13 protein-coding genes and 1 riboswitch are annotated in these 15720 nt (G+C 72.9%); of the genes, 7 read left to right on the forward strand and 6 right to left on the reverse strand.

The genetic code is table 11. The features are described 5' to 3' along the window. Nucleotides 1–3 precede the first annotated feature (3 nt). The 5 genes from ACQP2O_RS36610 (at nt 4) to ACQP2O_RS36630 (ending at nt 5554) form a co-directional block, all read left to right on the forward strand. Nucleotides 4–2112 carry a TRAFAC clade GTPase domain-containing protein gene (locus ACQP2O_RS36610; RefSeq protein ID WP_433173259.1) on the forward strand — a complete coding sequence of 703 codons (2109 nt, stop codon included), beginning with the start codon at nt 4–6 and terminating at the stop codon, nt 2110–2112. A gap of 110 nt (nt 2113–2222) precedes the next feature. Next, entirely contained in the window at nt 2223–2783 is a 561-nt protein-coding gene (locus tag ACQP2O_RS36615; protein ID WP_433173261.1) for an RNA polymerase sigma factor, read from the forward strand. Continuing rightward, a complete protein-coding gene (locus ACQP2O_RS36620; RefSeq protein WP_433173263.1) occupies nt 2780–3880 on the forward strand; it encodes a CU044_5270 family protein in 1101 nt (366 codons plus the stop codon). The genes ACQP2O_RS36615 and ACQP2O_RS36620 overlap by 4 nt, the downstream gene beginning before the upstream one ends. Nucleotides 3881–3918: 38 nt before the next feature. Beyond that, nucleotides 3919–4845, forward strand: coding sequence for an NADP-dependent oxidoreductase (locus ACQP2O_RS36625; protein WP_433173265.1), 927 nt, complete (start codon nt 3919–3921; stop codon nt 4843–4845). Nucleotides 4846–4894: 49 nt separating this feature from the next. Then, nucleotides 4895–5554: an SDR family oxidoreductase gene (locus ACQP2O_RS36630; protein WP_433173267.1), complete on the forward strand. Its 660-nt coding sequence runs from the start codon at nt 4895–4897 to the stop codon at nt 5552–5554. Nucleotides 5555–5752: 198 nt separating this feature from the next. Here the strand turns inward: ACQP2O_RS36630 and ACQP2O_RS36635 are convergent, their stop codons facing one another. From ACQP2O_RS36635 to ACQP2O_RS36660, 6 genes are all read right to left on the reverse strand, one after another. Then, nucleotides 5753–6790 (reverse strand): sugar kinase, encoded by a 1038-nt coding sequence (locus ACQP2O_RS36635; RefSeq protein ID WP_433173269.1) that lies wholly within the window; start codon nt 6788–6790, stop codon nt 5753–5755. A gap of 341 nt (nt 6791–7131) precedes the next feature. After that, a complete protein-coding gene (locus ACQP2O_RS36640) occupies nt 7132–7788 on the reverse strand; it encodes a bifunctional 4-hydroxy-2-oxoglutarate aldolase/2-dehydro-3-deoxy-phosphogluconate aldolase (protein ID WP_433173271.1) in 657 nt (218 codons plus the stop codon). 248 nt (nt 7789–8036) lie between these two features. Beyond that, nucleotides 8037–9182, reverse strand: a complete 1146-nt coding sequence (gene dgoD, locus ACQP2O_RS36645; protein WP_433173273.1) for a galactonate dehydratase — start codon at nt 9180–9182, stop codon at nt 8037–8039. Beyond that, a complete protein-coding gene (locus ACQP2O_RS36650; RefSeq protein ID WP_433173275.1) occupies nt 9179–9946 on the reverse strand; it encodes a FadR/GntR family transcriptional regulator in 768 nt (255 codons plus the stop codon). The genes dgoD and ACQP2O_RS36650 overlap by 4 nt, the downstream gene beginning before the upstream one ends. 267 nt (nt 9947–10213) lie before the next feature. Further along, nucleotides 10214–10978: an SDR family NAD(P)-dependent oxidoreductase gene (locus ACQP2O_RS36655; RefSeq protein WP_433173277.1), complete on the reverse strand. Its 765-nt coding sequence runs from the start codon at nt 10976–10978 to the stop codon at nt 10214–10216. Nucleotides 10979–11337: 359 nt separating this feature from the next. Continuing rightward, nucleotides 11338–12516: a glycoside hydrolase family 64 protein gene (locus ACQP2O_RS36660; protein WP_433191267.1), complete on the reverse strand. Its 1179-nt coding sequence runs from the start codon at nt 12514–12516 to the stop codon at nt 11338–11340. Nucleotides 12517–12826: 310 nt separating this feature from the next. Here ACQP2O_RS36660 and ACQP2O_RS36665 point away from each other — a divergent pair, with 310 nt between their 5' ends. Both ACQP2O_RS36665 and ACQP2O_RS36670 read left to right on the forward strand, forming a co-directional pair. Then, on the forward strand, nt 12827–14203 hold the full coding sequence (locus tag ACQP2O_RS36665; RefSeq protein WP_433173279.1) for an LVIVD repeat-containing protein: 1377 nt from the start codon (nt 12827–12829) through the stop codon (nt 14201–14203). Nucleotides 14204–14477: 274 nt separating this feature from the next. Continuing rightward, nucleotides 14478–14627: riboswitch (cyclic di-AMP (ydaO/yuaA leader) on the forward strand. Continuing rightward, complete coding sequence (locus ACQP2O_RS36670) at nt 14626–15627, forward strand: CHAP domain-containing protein (RefSeq protein ID WP_433173281.1); 1002 nt, start codon at nt 14626–14628, stop codon at nt 15625–15627. Its footprint overlaps the riboswitch before it by 2 nt. The last annotated feature ends 93 nt before the right edge of the window (nt 15628–15720 follow it).

Raw genomic sequence — 15720 nt, forward strand, 5'->3', positions numbered from 1 at the left:
GTCATGCCCGTCGTCTACGCCGTGGCGTTCCTGCTGTGGGTGGGTCTGGTCTGGGCCGAGTTCGTGTTCGTCGTGCCGTTCGCGGCCCCCGCGGCGCTGGTCGCGGCGACGTGTGCCGGTATCGGCCGGTTCTTCCTCATCGCGTGGCGGGCCCTGACGGCCACCGCCGTCGACGGGCCCTCTCCGCTCCCTCGTCCGGCCGCCGGGCCTCGGGATCCGGCTTATCCGCAGTATCTGCTCGGTCAGGTGTGGCGGGACGCCCGGGCGGTGACGCTCGGCACGGTCCCGTGGTGCCTCGAGCGGGCGCGCTGGGGCGTCACCACGCTGACCGCGCGGATGCTCGCCCTCCCCCAAGGGCTCGCGCTGTTCCCGCTCTGGCTGGCGCTGTGCGCGGGCGTCCTAGTGGCGGCACTGCCGCTCGCGGTCGCCGGCCTGGTGTTCGCGGTGGTGACCGTCCTGGTGGCGGGCGCCGGCCTCGTGGGCTGGTCGGTCTGCGTCGTCGTGCTCGGCGCGGTCGAACGCGTCTGGGCGGCCTACCGCCGGATTCTGCTGGCCTGCCCCCATCCGGGCTGCTACCAGCGGCTGGCGCTGCCCGCGTACGCCTGCCCGCGCTGCGACGCACGGCACTTCCGGCTCATCCCGAACCGCTTGGGCGCGCTGCACCACGTGTGCCGCTGTGGCGCCCGGCTGCCCACGATGATCCTGCTCGGCCGGTTCCGGCTCAGCGCGTACTGCCCGCACTGTGAACGCCGGCTGCCCGGCCGGATCGGGCGGGCCCGCGTCGAGCCGCTGCCGTTCGTCGGCGGGCCGGCCGCGGGCAAGACCACGCTGATGTTCCTGGCCGTGCGCGCCCTGCGAGCCGGTGCCGCCGGAGCGGGTGGGCGCGCGGAGTTCGCCGAGGCCCGCGACGCCCGCGCCTACGCCGACGCCCTGGCCGAGCTCGACGGCGGCGGGCGACCGGCCAAGACCGGGCCCGAACTGCCCGCTGCGACCATGCTGGACCTGGCCCTGCCCGCCGGGCACCGGATCCTCTACCTGTTCGACCCGGCCGGTGAGCTGCACACCGGCGCGACGCGGGTCGAACGGCTGCGTTACCTCGACCACGGCGAGGCGCTGCTGTTCGTCATCGACCCGTTCGCCCTGCCCGAACTGCGCCCGGCGCTGTCCTGGGAGGAACGCCTGCTCGTGGAGGCGTCGACCGCGACCTCCGAGGAGGACCCCGCCGACACGCTGCAACGCCTGCTGACCGACCTGCGCTCCCGCGACGACCAGGGCCGGCAGCGCCGCATCGCCGTGGTCGTCACCAAGGCCGACGTCCTGCGCAGGACGTCGGTCGGGCAGGGCGTCGATCAGGACGTACGCGGCTGGCTGGAGGGCGTCGGACTGGGCAACACGATCCGCACGCTCGAACACACGGCGGGCGAGGTCCGGTACCTCGCCTCCGGCCTCGACACTTCGCCGGCCGCGCTGGCCGACCTGTTCGGCTGGGCGGCCGGGCTTCCGATCGGCGGGCAGCCTCAGGAGCAGGGGGGCCCGGTGCCCGCCGGTTCGACGTCCCCGGTGACGGACGGCACGGACGAGCACCTCGCCGGAAGGACCCCGACAGGTCCGGAGGGGGGCGGAAGCCGGACCTGCGGAGACCGGCATGCCGGCGACCAGAGCGGGCACGCCGGGCCTGCCGGGAATCCGCCTGCGGGCGTCCGGTCCGCCGGTGACGGACACGCGGCCGGCCGACCTGCCGACGGAGGCCGGTCCGCCGATAACGAGCCCGCGGCCGGCCGACCTGCCGACGGAGGCCGGTCCGCCGATAACGAGCCCGCGGCCGGCCGACCTGCCGACGGAGGCCGGTCCACAGACGGCCAATCTGCCGATAACGAGGGCGCGGGGGATCGGCTTGCCGACGGCCGGTCTGCCGCCACCGAGCGTCGTGCGACGACCGAGCGTCCCGTCGCTGCCGAACCGGGTGGTCCCTGGCGCGCCGCCGGACGGCCGGAACGTCTCATCCCCCTCGGATATCAGCTCGGCCGCGGTGCCCTGCTCACCGCGCTGCTGGTGCTGGGCCCGGCGGCACTGATCCTCCTGGGGCTGGCCGGATACGCCCGGTTCCACTGATCGTCCGCCGGGCCCCGTCCTCTCGTCGAAAAGATCGGCCGTAACCACCTCCGGTGCGCCGGACCTAACAGAGGGATGGCAACGGCGGATGCGAGGCGGAGATCTCATAGATGAGCGATGAAGACGAGGCGGATCGGTTCACGGCGCTGTTCCGGCGATATCACGCCCGGATCCTGGCGTACGCCCTACGCCGAACCGAGGAGGGCCACGCGGAGGACGTCGTCGCCGAGACGTTCACCGCCGCGTGGCGGCACATCGGCCGGCTGCCGGACGACCCGCTGCCCTGGCTGTACCGGACGGCCCACAACTGCCTGGCCAACCAGCGGCGATCGGTTCGGCGGCAGGTGCGCCTCGCCGGCCGCGTCGCGGGTCATCTCGCCGCGGGCCACCTGGAGGTACCGGATCACGCCACCGGCGTCGTCGAGGACGTGCAGCTGCGCGCCGCGCTGGCCGAGCTGGCGCCGAGGGACCGGGAGACGCTGCTGCTGTTGAGCTGGGAGGGCCTCGACCATCGCAGCGCCGCGTACGTGACCGGGTGCTCGGTGACCGCGTTCAAGGTCCGGGCCCACCGCGCCCGCAAACGCCTGGCCGCCCTGCTCGACGGCCCGCCGGTGAGGGGTTCCGCCGCTCCGGCCGCCGTACGGACCCAGCGCTCGGAGGAGTCTCGATGAAGGACCTGCACGACCGGCTGACGGCGGCCAACCCGATTCCGGAGAACGACCTCGGTGACACGGCCGCCTCGCCGCGGGCCGAAGCCCTGCTGCGGCGCATCCTCGAAGAACCGGCACCGCCGCACTCACGCCCCCGGGCGCCGCGGGCCCGTACGAGCCGGTGGGCGATCCCGGTGGTCGCACTCGCGGTGGCCGCCGTGGTGCTGTGGGACCTCCTGGTCCCCGACTCCATTCCCAAGCAGCGGTACGTCACGTCCGGACCGGCGAATGCCGTGCTGATGGCGGCCGCGCAGGAGGCGGAGGCGACGAACACCGGACGGTTCTGGCACACACAAGGGGAGGTCGGGCAGACCCTCTACCGCGACCATCGCGGTCACCGGTACACACTGTTCGCCAGCTATCCCACGGAGAGCTGGTATCCGACGGACCGGCGGGACGGTGAAGGCGTCGTCTCCTATGACACGGGCGGGACCAGGCTCCAGCCGGTCTCCGCCGCCGACGCGGCCGCGTACCGGGCGGACGGATCTCCCCAGCCCAACGAGAACACCGACCCGGACTACGGCATCAACGTCCCCGACATGCCGGACGGGCCGGAACTCGCGGGAAACACGATCTACGAGGGCGATCCGGCGCGGCTGCCCACCGACCCGGCCCGGCTGCGCATGGCGATGCTGGAATGGATGCGCGACCACGACGCCATGCCGGCGCATCCGGACGTGTGGCTGTTCCGCGAGGGCGCCAAGCTGCTGAACGCCGACAGCCGTCCGCTCGCGCCACCGGTGCGGGCGGCGGTCTACCGGATGCTCGCCGGTCTGCCGGGAGTGCGCAGCCTCGGCCAGGTGCGCGACCCGCTGGGCCGGCCCGCGCTCGGCGTCGCGATGACCGAGCACACCTCCGCGCTCGGCACCCTGGAGTGGCAGCTCCTCATCCGCCCGTCGAGCGACTTCCTCATGGCGACCCGCGTCGTGGTGATCCGGCACGGTGCGATGAACCCGAAGGCGACCCCGGGGACCATCCAGTACCTCGATCTGAAGCGGACCGCCGGCTGGACCGACACGCCCCCGGAACATCCGCTGCCGGGCGCGACACGGCACTGAGGAGGTGTGAGCGACGGGGCTCGGGTAACGCTGAGTGTGTGAAAGCGATAACGATGCAGCGATACGGCGGGCCCGAGGTGCTCGAACTCACCGACGTGCCCGAGCCCAAGGTCGGTCCGGACTCCGTGCTCGTACGGGCGAAGGCGGCCGGAGTGAACCCGGTGGACTGGAAGATCCGGGAGGGGTACCTCGACGCCCTGTTCCCGACCCACTTCCCGATCATCCCCGGATGGGATCTGGCGGGGGTGGTCGAGCGGGTCGGGCCGGCCGTCAGCGAGTTCTCACCCGGCGACGAGGTCATCGGCTACGTCCGTGAGGACCACCTCGAGCGCGGGACGTACGCCGAGCTGGTCTCGGCGCCGGTGCGCACGCTGGGCCGCAAGCCGAGGGGCCTGTCGTGGGCGGAGGCGGCCGGGCTGCCGCTCGCGGGGCTCACCGCGTACCAGGCGCTCACGAAGGCCCTGACGATCACGCCGGAGGACACGGTGCTCGTTCACGCCGCGTCCGGTGGCGTCGGCTCGTTCGCCGTGCAGATCGCCCGGGCCAAGGGCGCCCGCGTCATCGGCACGGCGAGCCCGCGCAACCATGATCACCTGCGCGAGCTCGGGGCCGAGCCGGTCGCGTACGGGCCGGGCCTGGCCGACGAGGTGCGCCGCCTCGCGCCGGGCGGGGTGAGCGCCGCCCTGGACCTGGTCGGCGGCGCGGCGATCGAGGTCACCCCCGATCTGCTGACCGACAAGGGCCGCTGGGCGTCGATCATCGACCCGTCCGTCATCGACCGCGGAGGGCGGTACGTCTTCGTACGGCCGGACCCCACGGATCTCTCCGCGCTCGCGGGCCTCGTCGACGACGGACGGCTGACCGTCACCGTCGCGAAGACCTTCCCGCTCGTCGAGGCGGGCGAGGCCCAGCGCCTGAACGCCGAGGGCCACACCCGAGGCAAGATCGTGCTGGAGATCGCGTGAGCGGCCGTTCGAGGGAAGATCGTCACCACCTGAGGGCGTTGTGAGGCGCATGAGAATCGTCATCGCAGGAGGGCACGGGAAGATCGCCCTCCGTCTCGAAAGGCTGCTCGCCGCGCGTGGCGACGGCGTCGTCGGGCTGATCCGCAACCCGGACCACGCCGCCGACGTCACCGCCACCGGAGCGGCCCCCGTCGTCTGTGACCTGGAGTCCGCGAGCCTGGAGGACGTCGCGGTCCACCTGGACCAGGCCGACGCGGTGGTGTTCGCGGCGGGCGCCGGGCCCGGCAGCGGCGCCGCCCGGAAGGACACCGTCGACCGGGCCGCGTCGGCGCTGATGGCCGACGCGGCGCAGCGGGCCGGGGTCCGGAGGTTCGTGCAGATCTCCTCCATGGGCGCCGGCAAGCCCCCGGTGCCGGGCCGCGACGATGTCTGGGCCGCCTACATCAACGCCAAGACGGCCGCCGAAGAGGACCTGCGCGAGCGTGACCTCGACTGGACGATCCTGCGCCCCGGCCGGCTGACCGACGACCCGGCCACCGGCCGCGTGCTGCTGGCAGAGTCCGTGCCGCGCGGCGCGGTGACCCGCGCCGACGTGGCGGCGGTGATCGTCGCGCTGCTCGACAGCCCCGGCACGACCAGGCAGACCCTCGAACTCGTCGGCGGCGACACGCCGATCGAGGACGCCGTCCGCGCCCACGCACGCGCCTGAGCGGGCGAGGCCGCGTCCCTCAGGCTCGCCGGTCGGATCAGCAGGTAGCGATCCGGTAGCGAACTGTCACGCACACGCGCGGCGCCCAGGCGACGTCGGGCACCCTCCTCGGTCGGGTCAGGAGACCTCACCGAGCCGCACCGGGCGGGCCGGAAGCACCGGCTCGCCCGGGGAGCCGGCGCCGTCTCGACGCCTCGGTCAGCGAAGGGTGGTGCCGTCCGGGGCGGCCAGGAGCGCGAGTTCGTCCCGGGTGGGCAAGCCCTCCCAGTCGCCGGCGGCGGCCACGGCGAAGGCCCCCACGGTGACGGCGCGGTCGAGCCGGTCCTCGATCGGCAGGCCGTCGAGCGTGCCGGACAGGTAACCGGCGGTGAATGCGTCACCGGCACCGACCGTGCCGGTCACCGGAACGGTGCGCGCCGGCAGCCGTACGGAACCCGCGGCCGACCAGGCCCGCGCGCCCGCGCCGCCGTGCTTGACGACGACCTCGTCGATCCCGAGGGCGAGGAGCTGACCGACCGCGCGCTCCTCGCCCGTCTCCCCGCCCGCCACCAGAGGGAGCTCGTCGTCGGAGGCGATGAGGATGTCGACGTACGGCAGGAGCTCGCCGAGCACCCGGGCGGCGAGGTCGGGCGCCCACAGGCGGGAGCGGTAGTTCACGTCGAGACACACCCGGGTGCCGGCCTCGCGGGCACGGCGTACGGCGCGTTCGACGGTGACCCGGGGGTCCGGGCCGAGGGCGGGCGTGATGCCGGTGACGTGCAGGACGCGGGGCGGCTCGCCGCCGGTGAGCGCCGCTTCCGCGTCGTCGGCCCGCAAGGCCGATCCGGCCGATCCCGAGCGGTAGTAGTGCACGCGGGTGATGTGGGCGACCCGATGCTCCTGCAGCAGCAGGCCGGTCGGTGCCGTGGGATCGGACCGGACCGTCGTCACGTCGACGCCCTCGGCCCGGAGCGTGCGCAGGACCAGCTCACCGAGCTCGTCGGCGCCCACCACACCGGCCCAGCGGACACGGTGCCCGAGACGCGCCAGGCCGATCGCGACATTCGTCTCCGCGCCGGCCATCGAGAGGGTGAGCGGACCGCCCAGCCGGAGCGGGCCGTCGCCGCGCAAGGCGGCCATCGTCTCGCCGATCGTGACGACCTCGATCCTCCGGTCGTCGCCCATCCGGGTGCCTCCCCTGTCCTCGTCACCGCCGGTCGCCCGCCGGCGCCCGCCCACGGACCGTCGTCGCGTCACGCCGGCACTCCTTCCCTGCGTCCACCGCCGCCGGTCACCGGACCATCACCCCGGCCAGGGACACACGTCGCATCACGCCGACGCCCCTCCCCTGCATTCACCGCCGCCGGTCACCGGACCATCACCCCGGCCAGGGACACACGTCGCATCACGCCGACATCCCTTCCCTGCATTCACCGCCGCCGCCCACCGGACCATCACCCCGGCCAGGGACACACGTCGCATCACGCCGACGCCCCTCCCCTGCTCTCACCATGGTCGATCGGCCGACCGCGGCCTCCGGCAGCGGGCCGTCATCGCGGCGATCCGTTGTGCCTTCCCTCGCGACGCGTCGCGGCACTTCACGTGGTCCAGGTTGCCACGGCGTCGCGGAAGCGGCGGGCGCGTTCGCGCAGGGCGGCGAGGTCGCCGCCGTGCGGCGCGTCACCGGCGAGCGGGGAGGCGACACCGATCGCGACGGCGCCGGCCGCGAGGTACTCCTCCGCGTGCTCGGCGTCCACACCCCCCACGGGGATGAGAGGGACGTCCGGGAACGGGTCCCGCAGCGCACGGAGGTAGCCCGGTCCGTACTGAGCTGCCGGAAAGATCTTCACCGCCGTGGCCCCGAGCAGGTGCGCCTGCCACAGCTCCGTGGGCGTGAGCGCCCCAGCCAGGACCGGCATCCCCCGTTCGATCGCCCGGGTGACGCCCTCCCCCATCGCCGGGGTCACCGCGAACGACGCGCCTGCGCCGACTGCGGCGTCGGCGTCCTCCGCGTGCAGCACGGTGCCCGCCCCGAGCCGGAAGTCCGGCCCCAGCTCCGCGCGGATCCGCGTGATCACGGCCAGGGCGTCCGCGCCGGTGAGCGACACCTCCAGCAGGTCGACGCCCTCCTCGGCCAGGGCGACGGCGGCCCGTACGGACGCGTCCGGGTCACGGCCTCGGATGATTCCGAGGATCCGCCGGGCGCGCAACGCCGCGAGCAGTTCCGTCCCGTCGAGTCTCGTCGGCTCGGTCATGGAGATCACCGTCCTTCTGTCGCTGCCGGGTCACCGGCCCGTCGCACGTCCGTCAAGCCGGTCGCCCTTCCCAACACCACCGGCTGGCACCGCCCCAGGTCCGCACTGCCGGTCACGACCGTCCCCGGCACCACCGGGAACACCGCACGGGCCCGTCCGGGGCTCCGCGCTGCCGGTCACGGCCCCTGCCCGACGCTGTCGGGTCACGGGTCGGGCCGGTGCCGTCGCGTCGATCACGGTCTCCGTGGTCACCACTCGGCCAGGGATCCGTCGTCGTGCCGCCATACCGGGTTGCGCCAGGCATGGGGGCGCCGGTCGGCCTCGCGGACCGCGGCCTCGTCCACGGAGACGCCGAGGCCGGGCAGGTCGCTCCGCGCGGCGTACCCGTCGGTGAACGTGAACGGCGCCCGGTCGAGAACGTAGTCGAGCAGTTCGGCGTCCGTGTTGTAGTGGATGCCCGCGCTCTGTTCCTGGATCAGGAAGTTCGGCGTCGCGAACGCGACCTGCAGGCTGGCGGCCAGCGCGATCGGCCCCAGGGGGCAGTGCGGCGCGAGTTGCACGTCGAACGTCTCGGCCAGTACGGCGATGCGCCGGGTCTCGGAGATGCCGCCGGCGTGCGAGAGGTCGGGCTGGGCGATCGACAGGCCCGCCTGGAGGGCGGGCAGGAAGTCGGCGCGGGAGTACAGGCGTTCGCCGAGCGCGAGCGGAACGGTGGTGCCGCTCGCCAGCTCACCGAGCCGGGAGAGGTACTCGGGGGCGACCGGTTCCTCCACGAACATGGGGTGCAGGGGCGCGACGGCGGCGATGATCCGCCGGGCGGCGGGCACCGTGGCGCGGCCGTGCGCGTCGAGGGCGAAGTCGCGTGAGGGGCCCAGCACGTCGCGGGCGATCTCGGCGCGTTCGACGATCTCGCCGATCTCCGCCGCGGTGGGCACGCGGGACAGGCGGCCGGAGACGTTCATCTTCACGGCGGTGAAGCCGGCCTCCACCTGCTCGGCGAGCGCGTCGCGGAGGCGCGTGGGCTCGTCGCCGCCGACCCAGGCGTAGACGCGGACCCGGTCGCGGACCGGCCCGCCCAGCAGGGCGTGCACCGGTGCCCCGTAGTACCGGCCCGCGAGGTCCCACAGCGCCTGGTCGAGTCCGGCGACCGCGCTCGACAGTACGGGGCCGCCACGGTAGAAGCCGCCCTTGGTCAGCACCTGCCAGTGGTCCTCGATCCGCAGTGGGTCCTGGCCGATGAGGTACTCGGCGAGCACGTCGACGGCGGTGCGCACCACCTCGGCGCGGCCCTCGACGACGGGTTCGCCCCAGCCGACGAGGCCGTCGTCGGTCTCGACACGGCAGAACATCCAGCGCGGCGGGACGAGGAACGTCTCGATCCTGGCGATCTTCATTCCTGTTCTCTGCCCCGATCTTCCCGTTCCGTACGCGTGTTCACGCGGTGTTCGTCGTGGACCCGATGTTCGCCGCGGACCCGGTCCAGGTCGCGCCAGGACTGCAGGAGGAGTGCGCGCATGGCCTCCTCGGCGGCGCCGGCGTCTCCGGCGCGGATGGCCTCCAGCACCGCGCGGTGGCTCGGCACCGCGTCGGCGGTGCCGGCCGCGCTGTGCACGAGCGCGTCGCGGCTCGCCAGGCCGGCGCCCATCATGACGTCCATCCTGATCAGCAGTTCGTTGCCGCTGGCGACGAGGAGCGCCCGGTGGAACTCCAGGTCGGCGGCTGTCGTGGCGTCGACGTTCCCGCGCGCCCGGTCCATCCGCTCCAGTGCCTTCTGCAGGGCCGCGAGCTGCGCGGCGTCGCGCCGTCGCGCCGCGAGCCCGGCGACGCTCGGCTCGATGATGCACCGGATCTCGTGGAGGTCGTGGAGGAAGGCGTCGTCCGGTCCGGCGGCGAACTTCCACCGGATGACGTCGCCGTCCAGGAGGTTCCAGTCCGCCCGGGGCCGGACGAACGTGCCGCGCTTGGGCCGGGCGGAGATCAGCCCCTTGGCCGCGAGGACCTTCAGCGCCTCGCGCAGCGCCGTGGAGCTCACCCCGAGCCTGTCCTGCAGCCCGGCGATGTCGATGCAGTCCTCGTCGGAGAACTCCCCGGTGAAGATCATGTTGGCGACGGCCTCGACGGTCTGTCCGTGCAGCCCACGGCCGCTGTAGGACGCCACGACGTCAGCCCCCGTCCCGTTCGGCGCGACGCGTCCCGCCGAGGGCCCTGTCGCGCCCCGGCCGCCACCCACCGCGCCCGCCCCGCCCGAAACCACGCATCACGCCGCCATCCCCCGACCGCCACCCACCGCGCCCGAAACCACGCGTCACACCGCCGCCATCCCCCGACCGGCATCCACGGCGCCCGGCCCGCCCGGAACCACGCGTCATGCCGCCGCCATCCCCCGGCCGCGATCCACTGCCTCGGAGCCGCCCTGCGCCACGCGTCACGCCGAGTCCTTTGTAACGCTCCAGCCGCCGTCCACCGTCAGGGCGGTGCCGGTGACGTAGGAGGCGTCCGGCGAGGCGAGGTACGCGATCGCCGCGGCCACCTCGTCCGGCTCGCCGAACCGCTGGAGCACGGTGGCCTGGACGCTCTTCGCCCGGTCGGTCTCGGCCACGCGGTCCCAGGCGGCGGTCATGATCGGGCCGGGGATGACGCAGTTGACGCGCGCAGCCGGGCCGTACTCCACCGCGAGCTGCCGGGTCAGCGCGACGAGGCCGCCCTTGGCCGCCGCGTACGCCGGGTGGCCGGGCAGCCCGACGAGGGCGTGCACCGACGAGGTGATCACCATGGCGCCGCGGCGCTCGGCGATGCCGGGCAGGAGCCGTCGCGCGCCCAGGAACGCGGCCGTCAGGCACACGTCGATCTGGCGGCGCCAGGAGTCGGGCGACATGGCGTGCGCGGGCGCGACCTCGACGACGTACGCGTTGCTGACCAGGACGTCGACGGCGCCGAACGACTCCTCGGCCGTACGGGCGGCGCGCTCCCAGGTCTCTTCCCGGCTGACGTCGCCGGCGAGGAACACCGCCCGGCCGCCGGAGTCCCGGACGCGGCTCGCGACGGCCTCGCCGTCGGGCGACACGTCGACGATCAGCACCGCCGCGCCCTCCGCCGCCAGGCGGAGGGCGGTCGCGGCGCCGATGCCCGACGCTCCTCCGGTCACCAGGCCGACCCGGCCGGCGTACCGCCCGGACGTCGTCTCGCTCATGCCCGTCGCCCCTCCCTCACCGGCCCGCTCGTCCCCCGTGATTCAACAGGAAGACGAACGGCCACTCGTCCGGGCTGACAGGTACCCGATACGTCGGACCGGGGAGCGGTGAGGCGGGACCGGGCACCCCTCGGACGAGCGAGCGCCGGGGCCGGGCGGACGCCGGGGCGGGCGGTGGGGCCTGCGCCGACGTCCTGGCCCGTCGCCGTCGGTGGTCCGGGGCGCGGGCCGCCTCGGCGGCGGCTCCGCTCCCGGGCGCCCGCGCGGAGGATGGATCGGTCCACAGGGCGCTGCTGACCGATTCCGGCCATAAAGTCCCAACAACTAACCATATTTTATTATTAATACCATGGCGTGGCTCAGAACGGCGTCAGCGTGACGGTCGCCGAGGTGGGCGCGTTGTCCTGGATGTAGGAGGCGTGGCCGGCGACGTCGTCGAACGCGAAGCCGTACGCCGCGCCGTCCCGGGACGCCGCGTGCATCGCCTGCGCGTAGTGGTTGGTGGCCGATGCCCGGTAGAACCGGGCGGCGTCCGTGACCGGCTGGCTCGCGTCCGACAGCAGCGTCGACCGGTTGAACGCCGCGCCGAGGATCGCGGCGACCGGGCCGGTGACCCCGTCGTTGGGTGCCGCGAGCGCTCCGTCGCAGAAGAGGACGTCGCGGGTCGAGGGCCGGGCGATGGACGCGGGCGTCCGGCTTCCGCCGGTGAAGGACAGGCGGTCCCCGGCGACCTTCCCGGTGAACGTGCCCGCGTCGGTCCGGACCGTCAGCGGCGTCCCCCCGTACTTGGACCACACCTCGTTGATGTACGCGTCGTAGTAGTCCGCCGGGAACAGCCCGGCCTCGATGCCATGACCGGGCGCGATGACGCGCATCCGGTCCCCGACGACCAGCCGGGCGAACTCCGGCTGCTTCGCCACCGCGGCGAAGATCTGGTCGCGGCCGCCGTCGACGAGGGTGCCGGTGGTCTGTGTGCGCGTCCCGGCGAGCCGGATGGCGAGCGGGACGCTGAACATGTCGACCATCGTGGTGTTGCAGAACATGCCGGCGTCGTTGTAGGTGAACTCGATCCAGTCGTGCAGGATCCCGTAGTTCGGGTCGGTCTTCACCCAGCCCGCCGGATACTGCAGGGCCGGTTTGCCGTTGCCGTCGGTGACAACCCGCAGCCGCAGGCGGTCGCCGAGCGAGAAGTAGACCCGGCCGGACATCTTCGGGAGGGCGACCGTCGTGTCTCCCGAGCCCTGCAGCGGGATCGCGTAGTCGGTGTTGCCGCCGGACCCGTTGTCCGACGACGCGCACGGCACGAACCTGCCGTCCGCCGTCACGTGCCCCTGGGTCCCGGTCGCCGGGTCGACGCCGACGATGTACATGAAGATCGACCCGCCGGCGTACCGCCCCGTCCGGTTCACGACGGTCAGCGGCAGGCCGCCCGCCGTCGCCGAGGTCCGCCGGGCCCGGGTGGCGGGGGCGCACCCCGTGGCAAGCGCCGCGGCGCCGAGGACTGCGCCGGACGCGAGGAACGACCTTCTGCCGATCATCCTGCTGTTCACGAATTCCCCTTCTTCGGTGACGACTTCTTCGGTGACGACCGCGTCAGGTGTCCAGCGAAGCGGCCGGGGAACCGCGGCGACAGGCGCTTAAGGCCCGCTTCAGGATCGGTTAATGATGCGATGAACGACCGCGCTCCGAGCGCGACGCGGATCGCCGTACGGCGACGATGAGCGGGACGTCCTCCCGGCCGCGCACCTCACCGCCGAGCCCGGTGGCCGCGCCGAGCCCTTGATCCTCTTGACCGCGCTGTATAGCGTCCGGTCAGATCATGCTCCTTCGCCAGACCCGAGGAGAGATGTGACAGCCCTGCGCACCCTGTCCCTGTCCGTCCTGGCCGCGGCCACCGCCGTGGTGACGATGGCCGGTCCCGCCCTCGCCTGCCCGCCCGGCGGCGACGACGATGACCAGGCGACCAAGCCCGCCGTCCAGCAGGACGTCATCGCACATCAGATCCACGCCGCCCCGCTGCCGCCCTCCAGCGCCGTGAAGGGAGTGCGACTCGCGGCCACCCTCCCCGACGCCAAGGGCGCGATCTCCCTCGGCTTCCTGACGTACGGGCACCGGAAGGTGATGTACGTCTCCGGGGAGTTCGGCCTGAAGACCTATGACGTCACCGACCCGGCCGCGCCGAAGGCGCTCGGGACGCTGTCCATGCCGGGCATGTGGGAGACGGAGGACACCGAGGCCGACCCGCACCGCAAGCTGGTCTTCATGGCGCGCGACCCGCGCGCCTTCAACGGCAACACGCACACCGGCGAGTCCGGCGTCTACATCGTGAGCCTGGCCGACCCTGCCAAGCCGGTGCAGCTCGCGTACGAGAAGATCCCCGCCGGGCACACGACGAGCTGCGTCGACGACTGCCGGTACCTCTGGACGGGCGGCCCGGCCAAGGCCGACTGGATGCCCGCCGACTGGGGCGGCCGCCCGGTCTGGGTCACCGACGTACGGGACCCGAGGCATCCGCGCACGTTCGCCCAGCCGATCGAGCTGGGCCGCAACGACGGGACCACGGACTACGTCCACGACATCCAGGTGGACGCGGCCGGGGTGACGTGGGCGTCCGGACGCGGCGGCATCCGCGGCTACTGGACCCAGGGACGACACTGGGACCCCGTCCAGCGGACCGTACGCGTGGCCCGCGCCTGGGACCCGATCCCGTACGCGGGCGGCGGCATCAGCGAGACCGCGGCGCCGTCCAAGTTCATGCACAACTCGTTCCGGCCCGTCGGCTCGACCGCCCACGAGGCGCCGGGCGGCGGCGACCTCGTCTACGGCACCGAGGAGGCGTTCAACCCCGGCTGCGCCGACGACGGCCGGCTGGTGATCGCCTCGCTGCACGGCTCGTACGGGGGTGAGGGCTGGCGGTCGACTCCGGACAAGCCCTTCCGCCTGCGTACGGTCGGCACCTGGAGCGTGGCGGGCCAGGAGGGCAGCCGGACGGACACCGACGACTGCTCGGCCCACTACTTCTCCGTGCACCACGACGTCCTCGTGCAGTCCTTCTACTCGCAGGGCACCCGCTTCCTCGACGTGCGGGACCCGGCGCATCCGAAGCAGGTGGCCTACTTCCGGCCCGCGGACGCCATGTCGTGGGCGCCGTACTGGCACGACGGATACGTCTACGTCGCGGACAACACCCGCGGGATCGACATCCTGCGACCCGACTTCCACTGAGGAAGCGTCGGCCCGAGTGCCGTGTTCGTCACTTTTTTCGGGTGGCGGGCACGGCACTCGGCTTTTCTCGGCGCCGCCGCAGGACGTCCTCGAATGGCTGCGCCGCACGTGAGAGCACCTTTTCGGGCGTTGCCCGGTCGGCGGGCGGCACACGCAGCTACGCTCGGTGAGCAAGTGATGCCAGACTTTCGTTTCCGAACGCGTTGCCGTTGTTGCGAGAGTTCGGCTAGATTTCGCCGAGATCGGGCTGTGACCAACCTCCAACCAGGGGGTTGCAGGCCGACCGCCTAATCCCGACGGCGCAGCCAGCGGCGCGGGAGCCGGGGACCCATCTGTCCCTTGGGGTGAATCCGTCACGCACGGTAGGGCTCCTCTCTGGCCCGAACCCGTCAGCTAACCCGGTAGGCGGCCTAAGGGGAGATATGGATTCAATAGGTCAGAAACTGCTAGAGGTCGCCAAGAGCCAGCTCGGCTACCACGAGAAAGCCGACGGTTACACGAAATTCGGCGACTGGTACGGCAAGCATGTCGACAAGGACTCCTCCTACACGGACGCTCCCTGGTGTGACATGTTCCTCGCGTGGGCGGCCAACAAGGCCGGCGTCGAGGACTGGACCGGGCAGTTCGCCTCCACTCCCGACCACGCCCAGTGGTTCAAGAAGCACCACGCCTGGGGCCACAAGGCCGAGCCCGGCGCGATCGTCTTCTTCTCCTGGTCGGGCGGCAAGAGCATCGGGGACATCGAGCACGTCGGCATCGTCGAGCGCGTCGACGGCCACACGCTGCACACGATCGAGGCCAACCACAACAACGCGCTGCTGCGCGCCACCCGGGACATCAGCCAGGTCGTCGGGTTCGGCTACCCCTCCAAGGTGAAGGTGAAGGCCGCCCCCGTAACCGCCCAGCAGACGGCGCAGAACGACCAGAAGTACGCTCCTAAGCACGCCGCCCCCACGCCCGCGGTCAAGGAGATCGGCCAGGACGCCCCGGCGCTGGGCGACACGCGCACGATCGCGTCGCACGACCCGGCGCCCGCGCCGACCTCCCTGCCGGACCAGCAGGCCGCCCTCACCGGGCTGCTCGCCGTCGTCCTGTTCGGCACGGTGGCCCTGGCCGTCGGCAAGTCGAAGGTGAAGGTGCCCGTCGCGGCGCCGAACGTCCGGGTCCGCAAGCGCGGCAAGCACCACCGCACGCCGGTCGAGCTGCCCGCCGAGGTCAGCGTGGCCGATCTGGACGCCGCCGACGCCGGCACCATGGTCATGCCCATCCTGTCCGCCGAGGCCGCCGCGCTGGCCGAGGACAAGGAGTTCTGGGGCAAGATCTCGGAGCTGGAGGAGGACGTCGAGCTGGCGTTCTGGAACACCCTGCACGCGGCGGTGGTCCAGAACAGCTCCGAGGCCGAGGCCGAGTCCGTCCTCTCCTGAGCGAGCACGTCCGAACGTCACGCCGGTCCCCGTTTCCTCCCGATCCGGAGGGGCGGGGACCGCGTGCGTCTAGGCGCAAAGGACCAGCCCCCG

The sequence above is a fragment of the Actinoallomurus sp. CA-150999 genome, assembly GCF_050942425.1.
Classification (GTDB): Bacteria; Actinomycetota; Actinomycetes; order Streptosporangiales; family Streptosporangiaceae; genus Actinoallomurus.